Annotated in this window: 17 protein-coding genes and 1 pseudogene; 16 read left to right on the top strand and 2 right to left on the bottom strand. The window is 71.2% G+C overall.

Annotated features, from left to right (window positions below):
• Positions 1-134: 134 nt before the first annotated feature.
• The 8 genes and pseudogenes from KI388_RS05025 (at position 135) to KI388_RS04990 (ending at position 5,013) form a co-directional block, all read left to right on the top strand.
• Positions 135-803, top strand: coding sequence for a cyclase family protein (locus KI388_RS05025; protein WP_215088272.1), 669 nt, complete (start codon positions 135-137; stop codon positions 801-803).
• Positions 804-920: 117 nt separating this feature from the next.
• On the top strand, positions 921-1,202 hold the full coding sequence (locus KI388_RS05020; RefSeq protein WP_004595867.1) for a 50S ribosomal protein L44e: 282 nt from the start codon (positions 921-923) through the stop codon (positions 1,200-1,202).
• Between the two features lie 2 nt (positions 1,203-1,204).
• Positions 1,205-1,378: a 30S ribosomal protein S27e gene (locus tag KI388_RS05015; protein WP_004595868.1), complete on the top strand. Its 174-nt coding sequence runs from the start codon at positions 1,205-1,207 to the stop codon at positions 1,376-1,378.
• An 18-nt stretch (positions 1,379-1,396) separates the two neighbouring features.
• A complete protein-coding gene (locus KI388_RS05010; RefSeq protein ID WP_215088271.1) occupies positions 1,397-2,197 on the top strand; it encodes a translation initiation factor IF-2 subunit alpha in 801 nt (266 codons plus the stop codon).
• A gap of 32 nt (positions 2,198-2,229) precedes the next feature.
• Positions 2,230-2,412 carry an RNA-protein complex protein Nop10 gene (locus KI388_RS05005; protein ID WP_215088270.1) on the top strand — a complete coding sequence of 61 codons (183 nt, stop codon included), beginning with the start codon at positions 2,230-2,232 and terminating at the stop codon, positions 2,410-2,412.
• Between the two features lie 140 nt (positions 2,413-2,552).
• Positions 2,553-3,304 (top strand): annotated as a pseudogene (locus KI388_RS05000) (proteasome assembly chaperone family protein).
• A gap of 114 nt (positions 3,305-3,418) precedes the next feature.
• Positions 3,419-4,585 carry a thiolase domain-containing protein gene (locus KI388_RS04995; protein WP_215088269.1) on the top strand — a complete coding sequence of 389 codons (1,167 nt, stop codon included), beginning with the start codon at positions 3,419-3,421 and terminating at the stop codon, positions 4,583-4,585.
• Positions 4,582-5,013 carry an OB-fold domain-containing protein gene (locus tag KI388_RS04990; protein ID WP_215088268.1) on the top strand — a complete coding sequence of 144 codons (432 nt, stop codon included), beginning with the start codon at positions 4,582-4,584 and terminating at the stop codon, positions 5,011-5,013. Before KI388_RS04995 ends, KI388_RS04990 begins: the two co-directional genes overlap by 4 nt.
• Before the next feature lie 166 nt (positions 5,014-5,179).
• Here KI388_RS04990 and KI388_RS04985 read toward each other — a convergent pair whose 3' ends face one another.
• Positions 5,180-5,947, bottom strand: coding sequence for a VOC family protein (locus tag KI388_RS04985; protein ID WP_215088267.1), 768 nt, complete (start codon positions 5,945-5,947; stop codon positions 5,180-5,182).
• Between the two features lie 179 nt (positions 5,948-6,126).
• Here KI388_RS04985 and KI388_RS04980 point away from each other — a divergent pair, with 179 nt between their 5' ends.
• The 6 genes from KI388_RS04980 to KI388_RS04955 all read left to right on the top strand — a co-directional run bounded on the left by KI388_RS04980 (position 6,127) and on the right by KI388_RS04955 (position 12,303).
• Complete coding sequence (locus KI388_RS04980; protein ID WP_215088266.1) at positions 6,127-7,092, top strand: UbiA family prenyltransferase; 966 nt, start codon at positions 6,127-6,129, stop codon at positions 7,090-7,092.
• Positions 7,093-7,189: 97 nt separating this feature from the next.
• Positions 7,190-8,980: a histidine kinase N-terminal 7TM domain-containing protein gene (locus tag KI388_RS04975; protein WP_215088265.1), complete on the top strand. Its 1,791-nt coding sequence runs from the start codon at positions 7,190-7,192 to the stop codon at positions 8,978-8,980.
• A 30-nt stretch (positions 8,981-9,010) separates the two neighbouring features.
• Positions 9,011-9,451 carry an EamA family transporter gene (locus KI388_RS04970; RefSeq protein WP_215088264.1) on the top strand — a complete coding sequence of 147 codons (441 nt, stop codon included), beginning with the start codon at positions 9,011-9,013 and terminating at the stop codon, positions 9,449-9,451.
• Between the two features lie 137 nt (positions 9,452-9,588).
• Positions 9,589-11,175, top strand: a complete 1,587-nt coding sequence (locus KI388_RS04965; protein ID WP_215088736.1) for an MATE family efflux transporter — start codon at positions 9,589-9,591, stop codon at positions 11,173-11,175.
• Positions 11,176-11,365: 190 nt separating this feature from the next.
• Complete coding sequence (locus KI388_RS04960; RefSeq protein ID WP_215088263.1) at positions 11,366-11,659, top strand: hypothetical protein; 294 nt, start codon at positions 11,366-11,368, stop codon at positions 11,657-11,659.
• A gap of 218 nt (positions 11,660-11,877) precedes the next feature.
• Positions 11,878-12,303 (top strand): universal stress protein, encoded by a 426-nt coding sequence (locus tag KI388_RS04955; protein WP_215088262.1) that lies wholly within the window; start codon positions 11,878-11,880, stop codon positions 12,301-12,303.
• 79 nt (positions 12,304-12,382) lie between these two features.
• On the opposite strand, the gene arcS is transcribed toward KI388_RS04955, so the two are convergent.
• A complete protein-coding gene (gene arcS, locus KI388_RS04950) occupies positions 12,383-14,179 on the bottom strand; it encodes an archaeosine synthase subunit alpha (RefSeq protein WP_215088261.1) in 1,797 nt (598 codons plus the stop codon).
• Between the two features lie 117 nt (positions 14,180-14,296).
• On the opposite strand from arcS, the gene KI388_RS04945 reads away from it, so the two are divergent.
• Together KI388_RS04945 and KI388_RS04940 are read left to right on the top strand one after the other, a co-directional pair.
• Entirely contained in the window at positions 14,297-14,752 is a 456-nt protein-coding gene (locus tag KI388_RS04945) for a pyridoxamine 5'-phosphate oxidase family protein (RefSeq protein ID WP_215088260.1), read from the top strand.
• An 86-nt stretch (positions 14,753-14,838) separates the two neighbouring features.
• The gene (locus KI388_RS04940) at positions 14,839-16,119 is read left to right on the top strand and encodes an amidohydrolase (RefSeq protein ID WP_215088259.1); all 1,281 of its coding nucleotides are present in this window, start codon (positions 14,839-14,841) and stop codon (positions 16,117-16,119) included.
• Positions 16,120-16,503 lie beyond the last annotated feature (384 nt).

Here is a 16,503-nt window from a genome sequence, read left to right as displayed (position 1 = left end):
GCCGCGGAACCTCGGCGGGCGACGGGAGGACGGCCTCGCCGCATCGCCGGGCGGGCGGCGGGGAGACGGCTTCGCCGGACCGCCGGACGAGCGACGGCGACCGACTTAACCGCGACGCGGTCCGACCGCCGGCCGTGTTCCGCGACCTCTCGCGACCGATCGAGACGGGCATGCCGACCTACCCCGGCGACCCGGAGGTGACGCTCGCGCCCGACGCGACTCACGAGGCCGACGGCTACGCGACGAGCGAACTCCGGACCGGGACCCACGCCGGAACGCACGTCGACGCGGCACGGCACACGCTTCCCGACGGGGAAACGATCGACGAGCAGGCGGTCGGGCGGTTCGCGTTCGAGGCCCGGCTCGTCGACCTCCGACCGCTGGAGCCGCGGGAAGCGATCGAACCCGAGGCGCTCCCCGGCCCGAGCGACGTCGACGCCGAGGTCGACCTCCTCGTCCTCCGGACCGGCTGGGCCTCGCGCTGGGGTAGCGACCGGTACCGCGATCACCCGCACCTGACTCCGGCGGCCGCCGAGCGCTGCCGGGCGGCGGGTGCCGGGATCGGCCTCGATACGTTCGGGCCGGACCCGACGCCGACCGCGGGCGGCGGGCTAAGAGAGGACGACGACGAACCGGCCGGAACGCCCGCCCACGACGTGCTCTTGGGTAGTTCGCTCCCGATCGTCGAGAACCTGTGCGGCCTCGACGACCTCCCCGCGCGGTTCCGGCTGTACGCCTTCCCGTTCCGGCTACGTGACGGGGACGGGTCGCCGGTGCGGGCCGTCGCGGAGTGGGAGGGCTGAGCAGCGGGGACGAAGCCGCGAGAGCGGGAGCGACGGGGAACGCCTCCTTCCCGCGGGCGCCCCAGACCAAACCCGTTTTAAGCGTCCGCGACGAACCGCGTCTCAAGGTCGATATCCATGGAAATGCCACGCCGCTTCAACACGTACTGCCCCCACTGTGACTCCCACCACGAGCACGAGGTGGAGAAGGTTCGATCGGGTCGCGCGACCGGAATGAAACGCGACGCTCGGCAGCGGCGCCGCGCGCTCGCGACGATCGGCAACGCCGGCGGGTACTCGAAGGTGCCCGGTGGCGACAAGCCGACCAAGAAGACCCACCTGAAGTACCGCTGCGGCGACTGCGGGAAGGCCCACATGCGCGAGGGATGGCGCGCCGGCCGTCTCACGTTCCAGGAGTAATCATGGCGGGAGACTTCCACCGCGTCGCCTGCGGCGACTGCGAGAACGAACAGGTCGTCTTCGGCAAGGCCTCCTCGACGGTGTCGTGTGCGGTCTGCGGCACGACCCTCGCGACCCCCACCGGCGGGGAGGCGGAGCTTCACGGCGAAATCGTCGAAACCGTTGAGGCGCGGTAACCGCCTCACCGCTCCGTCATGAAGTACAGCGGCTGGCCCGAACCCGGCGAGTTAGTGGTCGGCGACGTCGACGAGATAGCCGACTTCGGCGTGTTCGTCGACCTCGACGAGTACGAGGACAAGCGCGGCCTCTGCCACATCAGCGAGGTCGCCTCCGGCTGGATCAAGAACGTTCGCGACCACGTCCGCGAGGGACAGACGGTGGTCGCGAAGGTGTTGGAGATCGACGAGTCGTCGAACCAGATCGACCTCTCGATCAAAGACGTCAACGAGCACCAGCGCAAGGAGACGATCCAGGACTGGAAGAACGCCCAGAAGGCCGACAACTGGATGCTCATCGCGCTCGGGGAGGACGTGGACGACGACCGCTACACCGCGGTCGCGAACGCCCTCCTCGTCGAGTACGAGAGCCTCTACGACGCCTTCGAGGCGGCCGCGATCAGCGGCGACGAGGCGCTCGAAGACGTCGACGTCGACGACGAGACCGTCGACGAGATCGTCACGGCCGCCCGCGACAACGTCTCCGTCCCGTACGTCGACGTGACGGGCTACGTCGACCTCGAGTCGGCGGCCCCAGACGGCGTCGACGACGTGCGCGACGCGCTCGCGGTCGCCGAGGGGAACGGCGAGATTCCGGACGGCGTCGAACTCGACGTCGGCTACGTCGGCTCGCCCGAGTACCGCATCAAGGTCCGCGCGCCGAACTACAAGACGGCCGAGGCGCAACTGGAGTCCGCCGCCGACCGCGCCCGCGAGTCTATCGAGGCCGCGGGCGGCGCCGGCGAGTTCCACCGCGAACGGCGCGAAGACGACGAGTAACCCGCGATTCGACCCGCGACACGCCTTTTATCGTGAAATCGGACATCCGCGTCTGCGCGAACTGGGAGGCCGTTCACGACCGGCCGGTGTACGCGCTGGGCGACCGCTGTCCGGCGTGCGACGGGCCGACCGAGAACAGCGCGCCGGCCCCGTTCGGGCCGGAGGACCCGTACGGCGAGTACCGCCGGCGCGCGCGGCGGCGCGACTCGGAGTGAGGCGCCGACGCGCCGGCCGGGCCGGCGGCGTGGTTGTCGGGTGTCGACGGGCCACGCGAGCCGCCGGCGTGGTTGTCGGGTACCCACGCGAGCCACCGGAATAGCCACGCTCTTGTGACCGCCGCCCCGACGGGTACGGTATGGAGGATATCGAGATCGACGAGGTCGCGACGCCGGAGCTCACGGACCCGGTGTTGATCGAGGGGCTGCCGGGCGTCGGCCACGTGGGGAAGCTCGCGGCCGAACACCTGTTAGAAGAGTTCGACGGCGAACTGGTTCGCCGGGTGTACGCCACGGAGTTCCCGCCGCAGGTGAGCGTCGACGACGGGGGGTCGCGGAGCTGACCTGCGCCGAGTTCCACGCCGTCGAGACCGACGGCGCCGACCTGCTCGTGTTGACCGGGGACCACCAGGCCGGGTCGAACGCCGGCCACTACAGGCTCACCTCGACGTTCCTCGACGTCGCGGCGGAGTTCGGCGCCGAGCGGGCGTTCGCGCTCGGCGGCGTCCCGACCGGCGAACTCGTCGAGGAGTACACCGTCCTCGGCGCCGTCTCCGACGGCGCCCTCGTCGACGACCTCGAAGCGGCCGGCGTGGAGTTCCGGGCCGACGAGCCGGCCGGCGGCATCGTCGGCGTCTCGGGGCTCGTGCTCGGGCTCGGCGGGCGCCGCGGGTTCGACGCCGCCTGCCTGATGGGCGAGACGAGCGGCTACCTCGTCGACCCGAAGAGCGCGCGCGCCGTGCTGGAGGTCCTGGAGGCCGTCCTCGACATGGCCGTCGACTACGAGAGCTTAGAGGACCGCGCCGAGGAGATGGAGGAGGTCGTCGGCAAGATCCGCGAGATGCAGGAGGGGCCCGCCGTGCCGGACGACGACCTGCGATACATCGGCTGACAGAGGGATTTCACCCGTTCCGCCCCGCCTTTTCGACCGCCGCTCGCTCCCGTCGAGCGACCGGAACCCCCGCTTCCGGCAGAGATAAACCGCATCCCCGATCATCGTTCCTGTATGACAGACGTACGCGTCGCCGGGGTCGGGCTGACGCGCTTCGGTAGCCACCCGGAGCGCACCGGTCGCGACCTGTTCGGCGAGGCCGCGCTGCGGGCGTTCGAGGACGCAGACGTCGACAGGGCCGACGTCGAGGAGCTGAACTACGGGAACTTCATGGGGGCGCTCGCGGAGCACCAGGGCCACCAGGCGCCGCTGATGGCCGAGGCCGCGGGGGTCGGCTGTCCGGCGACGCGCTACGAGTCGGCGTGCGCGTCGGCCGGCGTCGCGGTGCGCGAGGCGGTCCGGACGGTGGCCGCCGGGGACGCCGACGTCGTCCTCGCGGGCGGGATGGAGCGTATGACGAACCTCCCGACAGACGAGGTGACGGAGGGGCTCGCCATCGCGGCCGACGACCTCTTCGAGGTCCGCGCGGGCGTCACCTTCCCCGGGGCCTACGCGCTCATGGCGAACGCGTACTTCGACGCCTACGGCGGGAGCCGCGAGGACCTCGCGCACGTCGCGTCGAAGAACCACGCCAACGCCGTGTCGAACGAGTACGCGCAGTACCGCAAGGAGGTGTCCGTCGACGAGGCGATGGACGCCCCCCCGGTCGCGGAGCCGCTCCACCTCTACGACGCCTGCCCGATCACCGACGGCGCGAGCGCGCTCGTGTTGGTGTCCGAGGAGTACGCGGCCGACCACAGCCTCGACGCGTCGGTCGCGGTGACGGGAACCGGTCAGGGGACCGACCGGATGGCGTTGGGCGACCGCGAGCACCTCGCGCGGACGCCCGCCGCGGACGACGCGGCCGACGCGGCCTACGCCGACGCCGGGCTCGAGGCGACAGACGTCGACGTCGCGGAGGTCCACGACTGCTTCACGATCGCCGAGGTCCTGGCGCTGGAGTCGCTGGGGCTGTTCGAGCCGGGCGAGGGGATCGCGGCGGCCCGCGAGGGGGTCACGACCGCCGACGGCGACCTCCCGGTGAACCTCTCGGGCGGACTGAAGGCGAAGGGGCACCCGGTCGGCGCGACCGGCGGCTCCCAGATCGCGGAGCTGACCCGTCTGCTCCGCGGCGACCACCCCAACAGCGGGCACGTCCCCGACGCCGAGGTCGGCGTCGCGCACAACGCGGGGGGAACCGTCGCCAGCGCGGTGGTCCACGTGCTGGAGGTGGCGGAATGAGCGACGAGGACGGGGGAGACCCGGGGGTCCCGACCGACCGGGAGTACGCCGAGTGGCTCGACGCGCTGGCGGACGACGACGGGTTCGCGCTGACCTGCCCGCGCGGGCACGGGTCGCTCCCGCCGCGCCGGGTGTGCCCCGAGTGCGGGTCGACAGACCTCTCTCGCGATCCCCTCGACGAGACGGGGACCGTCGAGGCGCACAGCGTCGTTCACGTCCCCTCGCCGCGCTTCGCGGACGACGCGCCGTACGCGACCGCGGTGGTCGACTTCGGCCCGACGCGGCTGACCGGGATCGTCCGCGACGGCGACCCCGAGGGCGACGCGACGCCCGAGGTCGAGACCGGCGACCGGGTCGCGGTCGAGGTCGGAGAGCGCGTCACCGACGGCGAACGACTCGTCGTCTTCCGCCCCGCGACGGGTGACTGAGACGGGCGGTCGAGAACGGGGCGAGCGGTCGAGAACGGGGCGGGCGGTCGAGAACGGGGCGGGCGGTCGAGAACGGGGCGGGCGGTCGAGAACGGGGCGAGCGGTTCGAGGTCACCGGGTCGAGTCCGCCTGAGCGGTGCCGGACGCGACGGCGGTCGGGATCAGATTACTCTTGCGTGACCAGTTCGACCTCGTGGCCGTCCTGGTCCTTCGTGAACGCGTAGTTGTGGTCGCAGGAGGCGGGGTCGCGGTAGTCGGGCGCCTCGCGGGTCATCAGGTCGTCCCACGCCTCGTCGAGGTCGTCGACGCGGACCGCGACGTGGCCCCAGCCGTCGCCCATCGTGTACTCGCGGCCGTCGTAGTTGTAGGTGAGTTCGAGCTTCATGGCCTCGTCCGCGGCGTCCTCGGGCGCGACGAAGTAGTTCGAGAAGGAGTCGGCCTCCCAGCGGCCGGGGAACTCGGTGTACTCGAACTTCCGGGTCCAGTAGCCGAGCGCCTCGTCGGCGTCCTCGACGCGGACCATCGCGTGGTCGATGCTCCACTTCGCGCCGTGGTCGCGCTTGACGATCTCGATCTCGTGGCCGTCGGGGTCCTTCACGAACGCGTAGCGGTTCCCGCACGAGTCGGGGTCGCGGTAGTCCTCGACCCCCTCGTCCATCAGCTGGTCGTACGACTCCTGCAAGGCGTCCTCGGGGACGCGGACCGCGATGTGGCCCCACGCGTCGCCCATCTCGTAGCTCCGGCCGTCGTGGTTGTAGGTGAGCTCTAAGAGCGCGCCGTCCTCGTGGACGTCCTCGGGGCCGAGGAAGACGTTGGTGAACGTGTCGGCCTTCCAACGGCCCTTCTCCTCGTAGTTCAGGTGCGTCTGGTACCAGTCGAGGCTCTCTTCGAGGTCCTCGACGCGGATCATCACGTGGTCGAAGGTTCCGTCCATACCCGAGGGATCGCCCGCTCGGGTCAAAAGCGTACTGAAGCCCGAGCCCGAGGCGCCGCGGCGTCTCGGGCAAACAAATCACACCGCACGTTCGGTTTTATTAACGCCGTACGGGGTGGATAGATACGACTCGGTTGCTCACTTCGGACGTTCGCCGCCGCCCGGCGGCGAACGGCTCAATGGCAAACGAACCGACCAGACCGTCGAAGACAGATGGCACGACAGAGGGGTCTCGTTCACGTCAAACCACCCGCGGTTCGGGCGTGCTCCGAGGGGTCGCCGCGTTCGCCGCGGGCGCGCCGTTCGCGGCGCTCGTCGCCGCCGTCGAGGTGGCGGTGGCGGCGGCCGCGCTCGGCGTTCCGCGGTCGACCGCGCCGGTCGCGGTCGGCCTCGTGGCGTTCGCGGTGTACGCCGCGGACCACGTCGCGGACGCCGAGGGGGACATGGGGTCGACGCCGGCGAGGGCGCGGGTCGCCCTCCGCTACGGCGATCAGCTGATGACCGCCGCCGCGCTGAGCTACGGGCTGGCGGTCGCGCTCGCGGTCGGCGCGGGTCCCGCGGCGACAGCGCTCGTCCTCGTCCCGGGCGCGGTGTGGATCGGCTACGCCTCCGACTGGCTGCCGGCCCTCGGGGACCTCGCCGCGCCGCTCGGGGAGGTCTCCGTCCCGCGGCTGAAGGACGTCTTCCTCCTCAACTCCGCGGCGGTCGCGCTCGCGTGGGCGGTCGCCGTCGTCGCCGCCCCGCTCGCGTTCGCCGGCGTCCCCGCCGGTGCGGTCGGGACGCCGACGGTCGCGCTCCTCTTCGGGTACGTCGCCCTCCGCTCGTTCGTCGACGTCGAGGTCCCGAACGTCAGGGACGTCGCGGCCGACGCAGCGCGGGGCGTGTCGACGCTCCCGGTCGCGTGCGGGGTCGCCGGAACGCGCCGGATCCTGCTCGGCGTCGACGCAGTCGCCGCCGGACTGCTGGCGGTCGTCGCCGCGACCGGCGCCGCGTCGGGGCCGGCCCTCGTCGCGCTCGCCGCGGGCCTCGCGGTCTCCGTGGCCGTCACGGCGTTAGCGGACCGGCTCGACGGCGCAGCACTCGGCGTGGCGCCCGACTGCAGCTACCTCGTGGCCGGCGCGGTTCTCGTCGCGCTCAGCGGCTGAAACGCGAGGACCGCGGCGCCGAGGCCGCGCCGACCGATTTTTTCAATCTGATAACCCGATCCGATGAGTTATAAATACAATACGCGTAAAAAATTCTATGTCCGCGCTGAGTCCGCTCTCAGTCGCACTCCTCGTTGCCGTGACGATCGGCTTAGCCGCGGCGCTCCTCGCGTGGCGGGAGCGGCCGGAGCCGGGCGCGACGTGGCTCGCGGTGCTGCTCGCCGGGCAGGTCTGGTGGGCGACGTTCCTCGTCTTCGAACTGGAGGCGGCGACGCTGCCCGCGAAGGCGCTGTGGTACGACGTCCAGTGGATCGGCGTCGTCGCGATTCCCGTGGGGTGGTTCTTCTTCGCGCTGGAGTACACCGGCCGCGACCGCTACGTGACACCCTTCTCCGTGGCGCTGGTGGCCGTCGTGCCCGCCGCCACCGTCGCCGTCGCCGCCGCCGGCGACCCGGGCAGCCTCCTCGCGGTCGACCGCGTCGTGCGGGAGACCGGCGTCGGGACGGTCCTCGACGTCGTCCCCGGCCCGCTGTACTACGTCATCGCGGGGTACACCTACCTCCTCGGCGCGGTCGGGTCGGTCCCCCTGATCCGGCTGATCCGCGACGACGCCCGGCCCTTCCGGGGACAGAGCGCGGCCCTGCTGATCGGGACCGCGGCGCCGTGGGCCGGCAGCGTCGCGTACCTCTCCGGCGCGATACCGGTTCCCGGGCTCGACCCCACGCCGCTGGTGTTCGCGGTCTCCGGGGTGGCGTACCTGCTCGCGCTCTCGCGGTTCCGGCTGCTGACGCTCGCGCCGGCCCCGCGCCGCCGCGCGCGCCAGCTCGTCTTCGAGCAGCTCCACGACCCGGTCTTCGTCGTCGGGACCGAGGGGTTCATCGTCGACTTGAACGAGAGCGCGGCCGAGACGTTCGGGGTCGACCGCCGCACCGCGATCGGGAAGCCCGCCCCGGCGGTCGTTCCGAAGTACGACGCGGTCCGCGAACTCGACGCCGGCGACGGGGGAAAGCCGCGAGCGATCCCGATCGTCGGACGCGACGGCCAGCGGCCGTACGAGGCGACGGTTCGGGGCGTGGTCGACGACCACGACCGCACTACCGCCCGGGTGATAACGTTCCACGACGTCGGGGCGTATCTCGGGCAACAGCAGCGGCTCAACGTGTTGAACCGCGTGTTCCGTCACGACGTTCGCACCGAGACGAACCTCATTCAGGGGTACGCGGAACGGCTCCGGGCCGACCCGACCGACGAGCGCGCCCTGACCGTCATCGAGGAGAGCGCGGGACGGATGCTCGAACTCAGCGAGCGCACCCGGGCCGCCGGCGAGCTGTTCGACCCGACCGAGGAGTTCGCGTCCGCGCCGCTGCCGGAGATTGTCGACGATGCGGTCGCTGACGCGCGGGGCCTCGACCCCGACGCGGCGGTCGAGGTCGGGCCGATGCCGGCCGTCACGGTACCGGTCGTGTTGCGGGTCGTCTTGGAGAACCTCTGTTCGAACGCGGTCCGCCACAACGACGCGGAGGCGCCGTGGGTCGGGATCGACGCGGCCGCCGAGGACGGCTGGGTCGACGTCACCGTCGCGGACGACGGGCCGGGGATCGACCCCGCCGAGTACGACGTGCTGGACCGCGGGACGGAGACGCCGCTGCGACACGGCAGCGGGATCGGGCTGTGGATCGTCAAGTGGGGCGTCGACCACCTCGGCGGTCGGATCCGGTTCGACGAGCGCGATCCGCGGGGAACGGCGGTGACCGTCTGCGTCCCGCTCGACCGGTCGGAGGCGGACGGCGACGACTGCGGGACCGACCGCGACGAACCGTCCCCCGACGACGAACCGGCCGGGGACGAGCGGGCACCGCTCGGGTCGCCGCCCGGTCCGGGTCGATAGGCACTTGCCGCCGGGGGGCCACCCGGGGATATGGACGCTACGGCCACGACGTATCTCCCGTACGCGCTGCTCGCGATGGGCGCGTACGCCTTCGTCTCTCCGCTGATGCGCGTCGCTACGACCGGTCCGAACGCGATCCCGAGCGACGTCGCGGTCGTCGTCTCGAACACCCTGCTCGTCGCCATGGCGATCGGCGTGATCGCGTACACCGGACAGGGATTCACCACGCACCTCGCCTCTCCGAAGCTGGCACACGTGCTCGCGGCCGGAGTCTTCCTCGCCATCGGCATCCTCGCGCTGTACCGCTCGCTCTCCTTGGGTCCGGTGAGCGTCGTGACGCCCATCTTCGCGATGTTCCTCGTCTTCTCGTCGGTGATCGGCTTCCTGTTCCTCGGCGAGTCGTTCACGGCCCGCAAGGGGCTGGGGATCGTCTTCGCCGCCGCGGCCGTGTACCTGGTCTCCGGGGCCTGACGGCGGGTCTCGCGCCCCGCGATCCGGAACCGTCTGCCGCGTGACGAAACCCCTTTAGCCGCCAGCGGGAAAGGGGGGCACCCGCCGTGTCTCGCCTGCCGAAATCGCTCCGCGCGCTCCTCACTCGCCTCCGGGAACTGCTCGGTGCGCTACGCGCTCGCCTCCCGAACCCGTTCCGCCTGCTAATCTTATACATCGGCTTCGCCCTCGCGCGCGCCGGGCTGATCGACCGCCACCGGGTGGTCCGGACCACCGACCTCGCGTGGCCGCGGATCGTCACCGGGATCGCCCGGATGTCGAAGAACGCGGTCGACGTCGCGATGGTCGGCGTCGCGGTCGGCACCAGCGCCGTCGCCGGCGTCGGCTTCGCGGGGCCCTACTGGGGGCTCGCGTTCGCGTTTGGCGGCGGCGTCGCCGGCGGCACCATCGCCTTGGTCTCCCAGCGGTACAGCGCCGAGGCGTTCGTCGAACTCGGGGACGCGGTCCGGTCGAGCGTCCTCCTCGCGGTCGCGATCACCGTCCCGGTCAGCGGCGCCTTCTGGCTGTACGCGCCGGCGTTCATCGACGTCTTAAGCAGCAACGAGGCGGCGATCGCCTACGGCGCCGACTACCTCCGGGTGGTCGGCCTCGGCGTCCCGTTCGCCGCGCTCAACCTCGTCGGCAGCCGGGTGCTCGTCGGGTGCGACGACGCCTACACCGCGATGCAGGTGCGGGCGGGCGGCGCGCTCGCGAACATCGTCCTCAGCGCCCTGTTCATCTTCGGGTTCGGCTGGGGCGTCGGGGGGGCCGCGGTCGGCACCGTCCTCTCGAACGTGCTCGCGGTCGCCGGCTTCACCGTCGGCCTCGTCCGCGGGAGCGCCCCGCTGGTCGGGGAGTTCCCGGTCGCGATCGACCCGACCGGCTCCTACCTCAACCCCGGAATGCTTCGCGACCTCGTCGAGATCGGCGTGCCCGTCGGCGCGCGCAACCTCGTGTGGACGGCCGCCGAGTTCCCCATGCTCGCCATCCTCGACGTGTTCGGGGAAAACACCGTGGCCGCGTTCGTCATCGCCCGCCGCATCTGGGGGATCATGAACACCCCCGGCTGGGGGTTCGGCCTCGCCTCCTCCAGTCTGGTCGGGCAGGAACTCGGCGTCGAACGGCCCGACGAGGCGGAGGCGTACGCCCGCGACATCATCCGCTTCTCGGTGGCGACGTACGCCGTCTCCGCGGTGCTGATCGCGGCGTTCGCGACGGACATCGTCTCGCTTTTCGCCCAGTCGCCCGACAGCCCCGAGATCCCGATCGCCGTCAACCTCGTGTACGCGGCCTGCGCGGCGGTGATCTTCCAAGGGGTCTCGGGCGGGGCGGCCGGGCCCCTCGACGCCGCCGGCGACACGAAGATCCCCTTCGCGAGCCAGTTCCTCGGGATGTTCTGCGTGTCGATCCCGCTCGCGTACGTCGGTGCGCACGACGCGACGCCGGCGATAACGGTCCCCGACGTCCTCACGATACCGGGAGTAGAGGTCCCGCTCGTCGGCTTCGCGACCCCGGTGATCGAGGTCCCGTTCGTCGGGTTCACGGTCCCGGAGGTCGCGCTCCCCGCGATCGGACTCTGGGGCCTGTACCTCGCGTTCATGGCGGAGACGACGATCCCCGCCGCGATCAACTACCTGCGGTTCCGCTCGGGCAAGTGGAAGGCGATCAGCGAGGCGTACCGCCCCGAGGCGACCGCGGACGACTGAAGCCGGTGACGAGTCGGGTCGACGCCTCGCCTCGCGAGCGATACGCGAACGCCGTCTTAGTGAACGGTATTGTAGTTGAACACAATTTCATATGCTAGCTACAGCGAGGGGCGAAGTTAGACGACGGAGTGAAAACCAGTATTGGATAATACGAGCAATATTTATGCGCCAGCGACACGTAGGTGTCGGCGTGAAAAACTGCGAGAAAGGCCGTCTGTTCGGCTCAGCGATGATACTGCTTCAGGGAGTCGTGACGGCGCTGTTCCCACAGGCGAGCGTCCGCCTCACGAAGAAGATGATCGGAAAGAACTTCGACAACGCCTCCGAGCTCGAAGCGAAGCCGGCGTACATCCGGCAGCTGCGCGCGATCGGCGTGGGCATGATCGCTGCGGGCGGGACCGGGCTGCTCCTTGAGGACGCGGAGGAGTCGGAGGCAGCGGTCTCCGAACTCGCCGGCACAGAGGGCACCGACGACGAGGAGTGAACGGCCCTCGGGGATGAGACCTCGGGAAACCCGCTACCGGACGGGGTCGAGTCGGGCTCCGCGAGCCCTCACTTGCGCCCTCCGCGCGCGGATGAGGAGAGGCGAAAGCGCTCACTCGCGGGGCGTTCGCCACCGCCTGCCGGCCGGCGTTGCGAGTCGCACGGTCGGCAACCGAGAGCGCCCCGCACGCTTTTGGTCAGCCCCAAGAGAGTACGGCCGTGAACCCCGAGCTATTCGAACGCATTCTGGTGCCGATCGCGGGACCCGACGACGCCGAGGCCACGGCGCGGGCGCTGCGGCCGCACCTCGATCCGGGCACGACGCTCATCGTGACGCACGTGACACAGGGCGCGACCGACGAGACGACGGTCGAGACCGGGCGAGACCAGTTCGCTGGAGCGACCTACGAGACGTTCGCCGACATCCTCTACCGAGACGACCTCGAGTTCGAGTGGGCGACGCTCGAAGCCCGGGAGGTCGCGGCGGCGCTCGTCGACGCGATCGGGATGACCGAGGCGACGCTCGTCGCCTTCACGCCGCGAGACATCGACGCGTGGAAGCGAGCGATCACCGGCGACCCGGGTGGACGGCTCATCAGGGAAGCGGACGTGCCGGTGATGGTGTTCCCGAACCAGCGAACGTGACGCGCGACCGGCGCGTGAGCCGTCGAACGGCGTCGGTCCTCGGACTCCGCCGCCGACTGACGCCTTTGGTGTCGTCCAGTCACTTCTCGTCGGCGTGTCGGACCTCGACGGCGACCCCCCGCGTCGACCCCGCCATCTCCGGGCCGGACATCGCCGCGCGGCCGACCGCGAACGCCTTCGGTCCCTCGATCACGACCTCGTCGCCCACCCGAACGTCGTCGGCGGCGTCGACGACGCCGGGCGCGAGGACCGAGCCGTGCGGGACGAAGGAGTCGATCTCGACCCGCTTCGTCGGCGCGTCACTCGCGACCCAGCGGCGCGCGCCGGCGAGGGTGAAAGAGAGGGTGCCGTACTGGGGGACCATCGTCGCCAGCTGCTCGCCCGGCTCGCCCTCGCGGCCGGCGTCGGGGTCGTCGCCCCACACCTGGAGCTTCGGGTAGCGGCCGGTGGTGCGCACGTCGGCCTCGCCCGGCCCGCCGAAGAGGTCGTCGCCGGCGCCGTCACCGAGCAGGTAGTCCGCGATGGCGCGGACGGTGTTGTGCTCGCGCTCCCGCTTGCTGTAGGCGGGTTCGCCCTGTAAGGCGGCGTTCAGCTCCCCGAGCGACTCGTCGGTCGTCGGGTGGTCGACGCAGGTGTACTCGAACTCGAGGTCGACCGCGCCCTCGACCCGCTCGCAGATCTCGCGGTAGCCGTCCTCGGGGACGTGCGCGATCACGCGCGAGTAGTCGTTGCGTTCGAGGTATCTGCGCAGGACCTCCGCGACGAACCCGATCTCGTCTTCGCTCCAGTCGCCGGTGACGACCGAGTCGTAGTGTTGGGCGGGGTAGGTCGTCTCCAACTCCTGCGGCACCACGCCGATGGGCGAGGTCATCGAGACGGTGTGGCCGCGCCACTTGATCGCGTCGTGGAACTGGCGGTGGCTCTGGGAGTCGCTGTACGGTTTGGTGGCCGAACAGGGGACTAACACGAGCGGCTGGTCGGAGAAGCGGTTGCGGTAGCGGCTCGTGACGCGGTCCGCGAACCGCCGGATCTCGACGCGGTCGAGCGTCTCCGCGGAGGCCGCCGTCACCTCCGCGTCGCGCATGAGCGGCGTGCGCTGTTCGAGGTACCCCCACTGGTCGTCGAACTCGCGGAAGGCGGCCGTGAGCCACCCCTCGTGGCGCGCCTGTCCCTCGACGTAGTCGCGCAGGCGGCCGCTCCGGACCCGCTCGCGGACGCGGCGGAGTTCGGCGCGGAGCGCGTTCACGTTGTGGTCGGCGCAGTCGGCGCGCGTGAACTCGCTCCGGGGCGTCGCGCAGGCCGGGCAGGCGCAGGGCAGCTCGTCGAGGTCCTCAAGGAAGTGCTCCGCGTCGGCCGTGAGGTACATGCCCTGCGTCCCCTTCGTGCGCGCGAGCGTCGCGTCGACGAGGTCGACGCCGGCGTACGCGAGGACGGCGACGTTTCGGGGGGTGGCGACTCCGGAGAGGCCGAGCGCGGCGTCGGGGGGCAGGGACTCCTTCGCGCGGACGACCGCGTCGCGGAACGCCTCGCCGTGGCCGACGAACCCCTGCGCGTCCGAGAGGAGGTACGCGTCGGCGCCGAGGTCGCGGGCGCTCCGACTGTCGACGACCGCGGCCGATGGATATTCGGCGTCGGGGTGCTCGACCGCGAACGACTCGCGCACCTCGTCGCGCGTACCGGCCGGGAACGACCGGTGCGGCAGCACCGTCAGCGCGGTCTCGTCGCCGTCGGGTACCTCGCGGTCGCCGGCCCAGAGGCTCCCGGCGTCGTCGAGGAAGGGGTCCGCGAGCGCCGGCGTCGAGACGGGCTCCGCGAGGCGGACCTCCCCGAGGCGGGCGGCGCCGTCGCGCTCGTGGACCTCGAAGTAGTCGGTCATACCTCCACTCGCGCGGGGACCGTCAATTCTCTTGTGTTCCGCGGACGCACCGCGGACCGTGGGAGCGGGAGCGGAACCCGCCGGAACTGTTAGGCGGAACGCGACCGAGGGATCGGTATGGACCCGACCGGCCCGTGGGACCGCGACCGCGTCGACGAGTTCCTCGCCGCCGCGCGCATCCCGATCCGGCTCGGCTGCCGGACGCCGAGCGACCGCCCGTGGATCGTCTCGCTGTGGTTCGCGTGGGACCCCGACGCCGACGCCATCCGCTGCGCGACGAGCGCGAGCGCCGATCTCGTCGAGTTCGTCGAGCACGACGAGAGCGTCTCCTTCGACGTGTCGACGAACGACCCGCCGTACAAGGGGGTCCGCGGCCGCGGCCGCGCGACGGTCGTCCCCGACGAGGACAAGCGGCTCCTGCGGTCGCTGCTGACGAAGTACCTCGACGGGACCGACAACCCGACCGCGGAGCGGCTCCTCCGGCCGGACCGCGAGGAGGTCGAGATCCGGATCGAGCCCGAGCGGCTCCACGCGTGGGACTACTCGGAGCGGATGGGGTCGGCGGAGGAGTGATTCGAGCGCGGGCGGGCGGTCTCGGAGCGGTGCGCGTCGCTCCCCGCGAGGCGATCGTTTAAGCGGTCGCCGGGCTACCGAGGGGTATGAGCGCTCTCGACGACGACGAGTACCGCGCGTTCCGCCGCGACCTCCACCGCCACCCGGAGCCGGCGTGGCGCGAGTTCTACACCACCGCCCGCATCGTGGAGGCGCTCCGCGAGCGCGACCTCACGGAACTCCACGTCGGACCGGAGGCGTTAGCGACCGACGAGCGCCTGAACGTCCCCGACGACGAGGAGCTGGCGGAGTGGGAAGGGCAGGCCCGCGAGGCGGGCGCGGACCCCGAGATTCTCGAACAGCTTTCGGGCGGCTACACCGGCTGCGTCGCGGTCGTCGAGCGCGGCGCCGGCCCCGTGGTCGGCCTGCGCGTCGACATCGACGGGCTCCCGATCACGGAGTCGGAGTCGGGCGACCACGTCCCGGCCGGGGAGGGGTTCCGCTCCGAACACGAGGGGTTCATGCACGCCTGCGGCCACGACGCCCACGCCACCATGGGCCTCGGCGCGCTCGACGCCGTCCTCGACTCCGACTTCGCCGGCACGCTGAAGGTGTTCTTCCAGCCGGGCGAAGAGCAGGTCGCCGGCGGCAAGCCGATGGCAGAGTCGGGCCACCTCGACGACGTCGACTACCTCTACGCGGTCCACGTCGGGCTGGACCACCCGTCCGGCGAGGTCGTCTGCGGCGTCGAGGGGTTCCTCGCGGTGCGGCACCTGCTCGCGGAGTTCGAGGGCGAGCCCGCCCACGCCGGGGCGCGCCCCGAGCAGGGCCGGAACGCGGTTCAGGCGATGGCGGCCGCGATCCAGAACCTCTACGCCATCCCGAGACACGCCGACGGCCCCACCCGAGTGAACGCCGGGCTCGTCGGCGGCGGCACTGCGACGAACATCATCCCCGAGGAGTCGCACATCGAGGGCGAACTGCGCGGGCAGACGACGGAGCTGGCCGAGTACATGTCCGATCACGCCGACCGAATCTTGCGCTCGGCCGCCGAGATGCACGACTGCGAGGTCGAGGTATCGACGCTCGGGGAGGCGCCCAGCGCGTCGAGCGACGACGCGCTCGCCGGTCTCGTCCGCGAGTCCGCGGGCGACGTGGCGGGCGTCACGAGCATCGTCGACAGCGACGACCTCGGCGGCTCCGAGGACGCCACCTACCTGATGAACTACGTTCAGGACCGGGGCGGCCTCGCCTGCTACCTCGGCGTCGGCACCGACCACCCCGGCGGCCACCACACGAGCGACTTCGACGTCGTCGAGGACGACATCGCGATCGGTATCGACGTGATAGCCGGCGCGATCCGGCGGGTCGCGGAGACGCGGCCGTAGCGAAGCTCAGCGTGGAATCCTTCCCGTGTGTAGCGCTTTTTTGAGTAATAAATGCGTCCGCGATCGCTTTTATAAATGAACGCGGTGGCGCGTGCCTGCGAGCGGCCGCCCTCGGCGACCGCGAGGAGCACGCGCGAGGGAGTCGGCCGACCGTAGGGAGGCCGACGAGGCTGGGGAGGCGTGAGGTGCGGTTGCGGTGCTGTGCGGGGTGGGACTCGAAGGGGCAGTCACGAGGACGGCGCAGGCGACGTAAGGACCACAACGAGGGAGCGAACATAGTGAGCGACCGAGTGAGGACCGCAGCGAGCGTGCGCCGTCCTCGCGACTGGGGCTTCGATGGTGTCGGTGCCGATCGAGGACTTATAAGTGAAAGCGTACAGCCGA

Origin of the sequence: Halorubrum sp. 2020YC2, from assembly GCF_018623055.1 — an archaeon.
GTDB lineage: Archaea > Halobacteriota > Halobacteria > Halobacteriales > Haloferacaceae > Halorubrum.
This window is presented reverse-complemented; position numbering and strand designations above follow the sequence as displayed.

Bases quoted from the DNA above. Each gene is read 5' to 3' on its own strand.
- KI388_RS04970 (WP_215088264.1), top strand. From the start codon at position 9,011: ATGGACGCTACGGCCACGACGTATCTCCCGTACGCGCTGCTCGCGATG.
- KI388_RS04945 (WP_215088260.1), top strand. From the start codon at position 14,297: ATGGACCCGACCGGCCCGTGGGACCGCGACCGCGTCGACGAGTTCCTC.
- KI388_RS04975 (WP_215088265.1), top strand. From the start codon at position 7,190: ATGTCCGCGCTGAGTCCGCTCTCAGTCGCACTCCTCGTTGCCGTGACG.
- KI388_RS05020 (WP_004595867.1), top strand. From the start codon at position 921: ATGGAAATGCCACGCCGCTTCAACACGTACTGCCCCCACTGTGACTCC.
- KI388_RS04985 (WP_215088267.1), bottom strand. From the start codon at position 5,947: ATGGACGGAACCTTCGACCACGTGATGATCCGCGTCGAGGACCTCGAA.
- KI388_RS04990 (WP_215088268.1), top strand. From the start codon at position 4,582: ATGAGCGACGAGGACGGGGGAGACCCGGGGGTCCCGACCGACCGGGAG.
- arcS (WP_215088261.1), bottom strand. From the start codon at position 14,179: ATGACCGACTACTTCGAGGTCCACGAGCGCGACGGCGCCGCCCGCCTC.
- KI388_RS04980 (WP_215088266.1), top strand. From the start codon at position 6,127: ATGGCAAACGAACCGACCAGACCGTCGAAGACAGATGGCACGACAGAG.
- KI388_RS04995 (WP_215088269.1), top strand. From the start codon at position 3,419: ATGACAGACGTACGCGTCGCCGGGGTCGGGCTGACGCGCTTCGGTAGC.
- KI388_RS05015 (WP_004595868.1), top strand. From the start codon at position 1,205: ATGGCGGGAGACTTCCACCGCGTCGCCTGCGGCGACTGCGAGAACGAA.
- KI388_RS05010 (WP_215088271.1), top strand. From the start codon at position 1,397: ATGAAGTACAGCGGCTGGCCCGAACCCGGCGAGTTAGTGGTCGGCGAC.
- KI388_RS04940 (WP_215088259.1), top strand. From the start codon at position 14,839: ATGAGCGCTCTCGACGACGACGAGTACCGCGCGTTCCGCCGCGACCTC.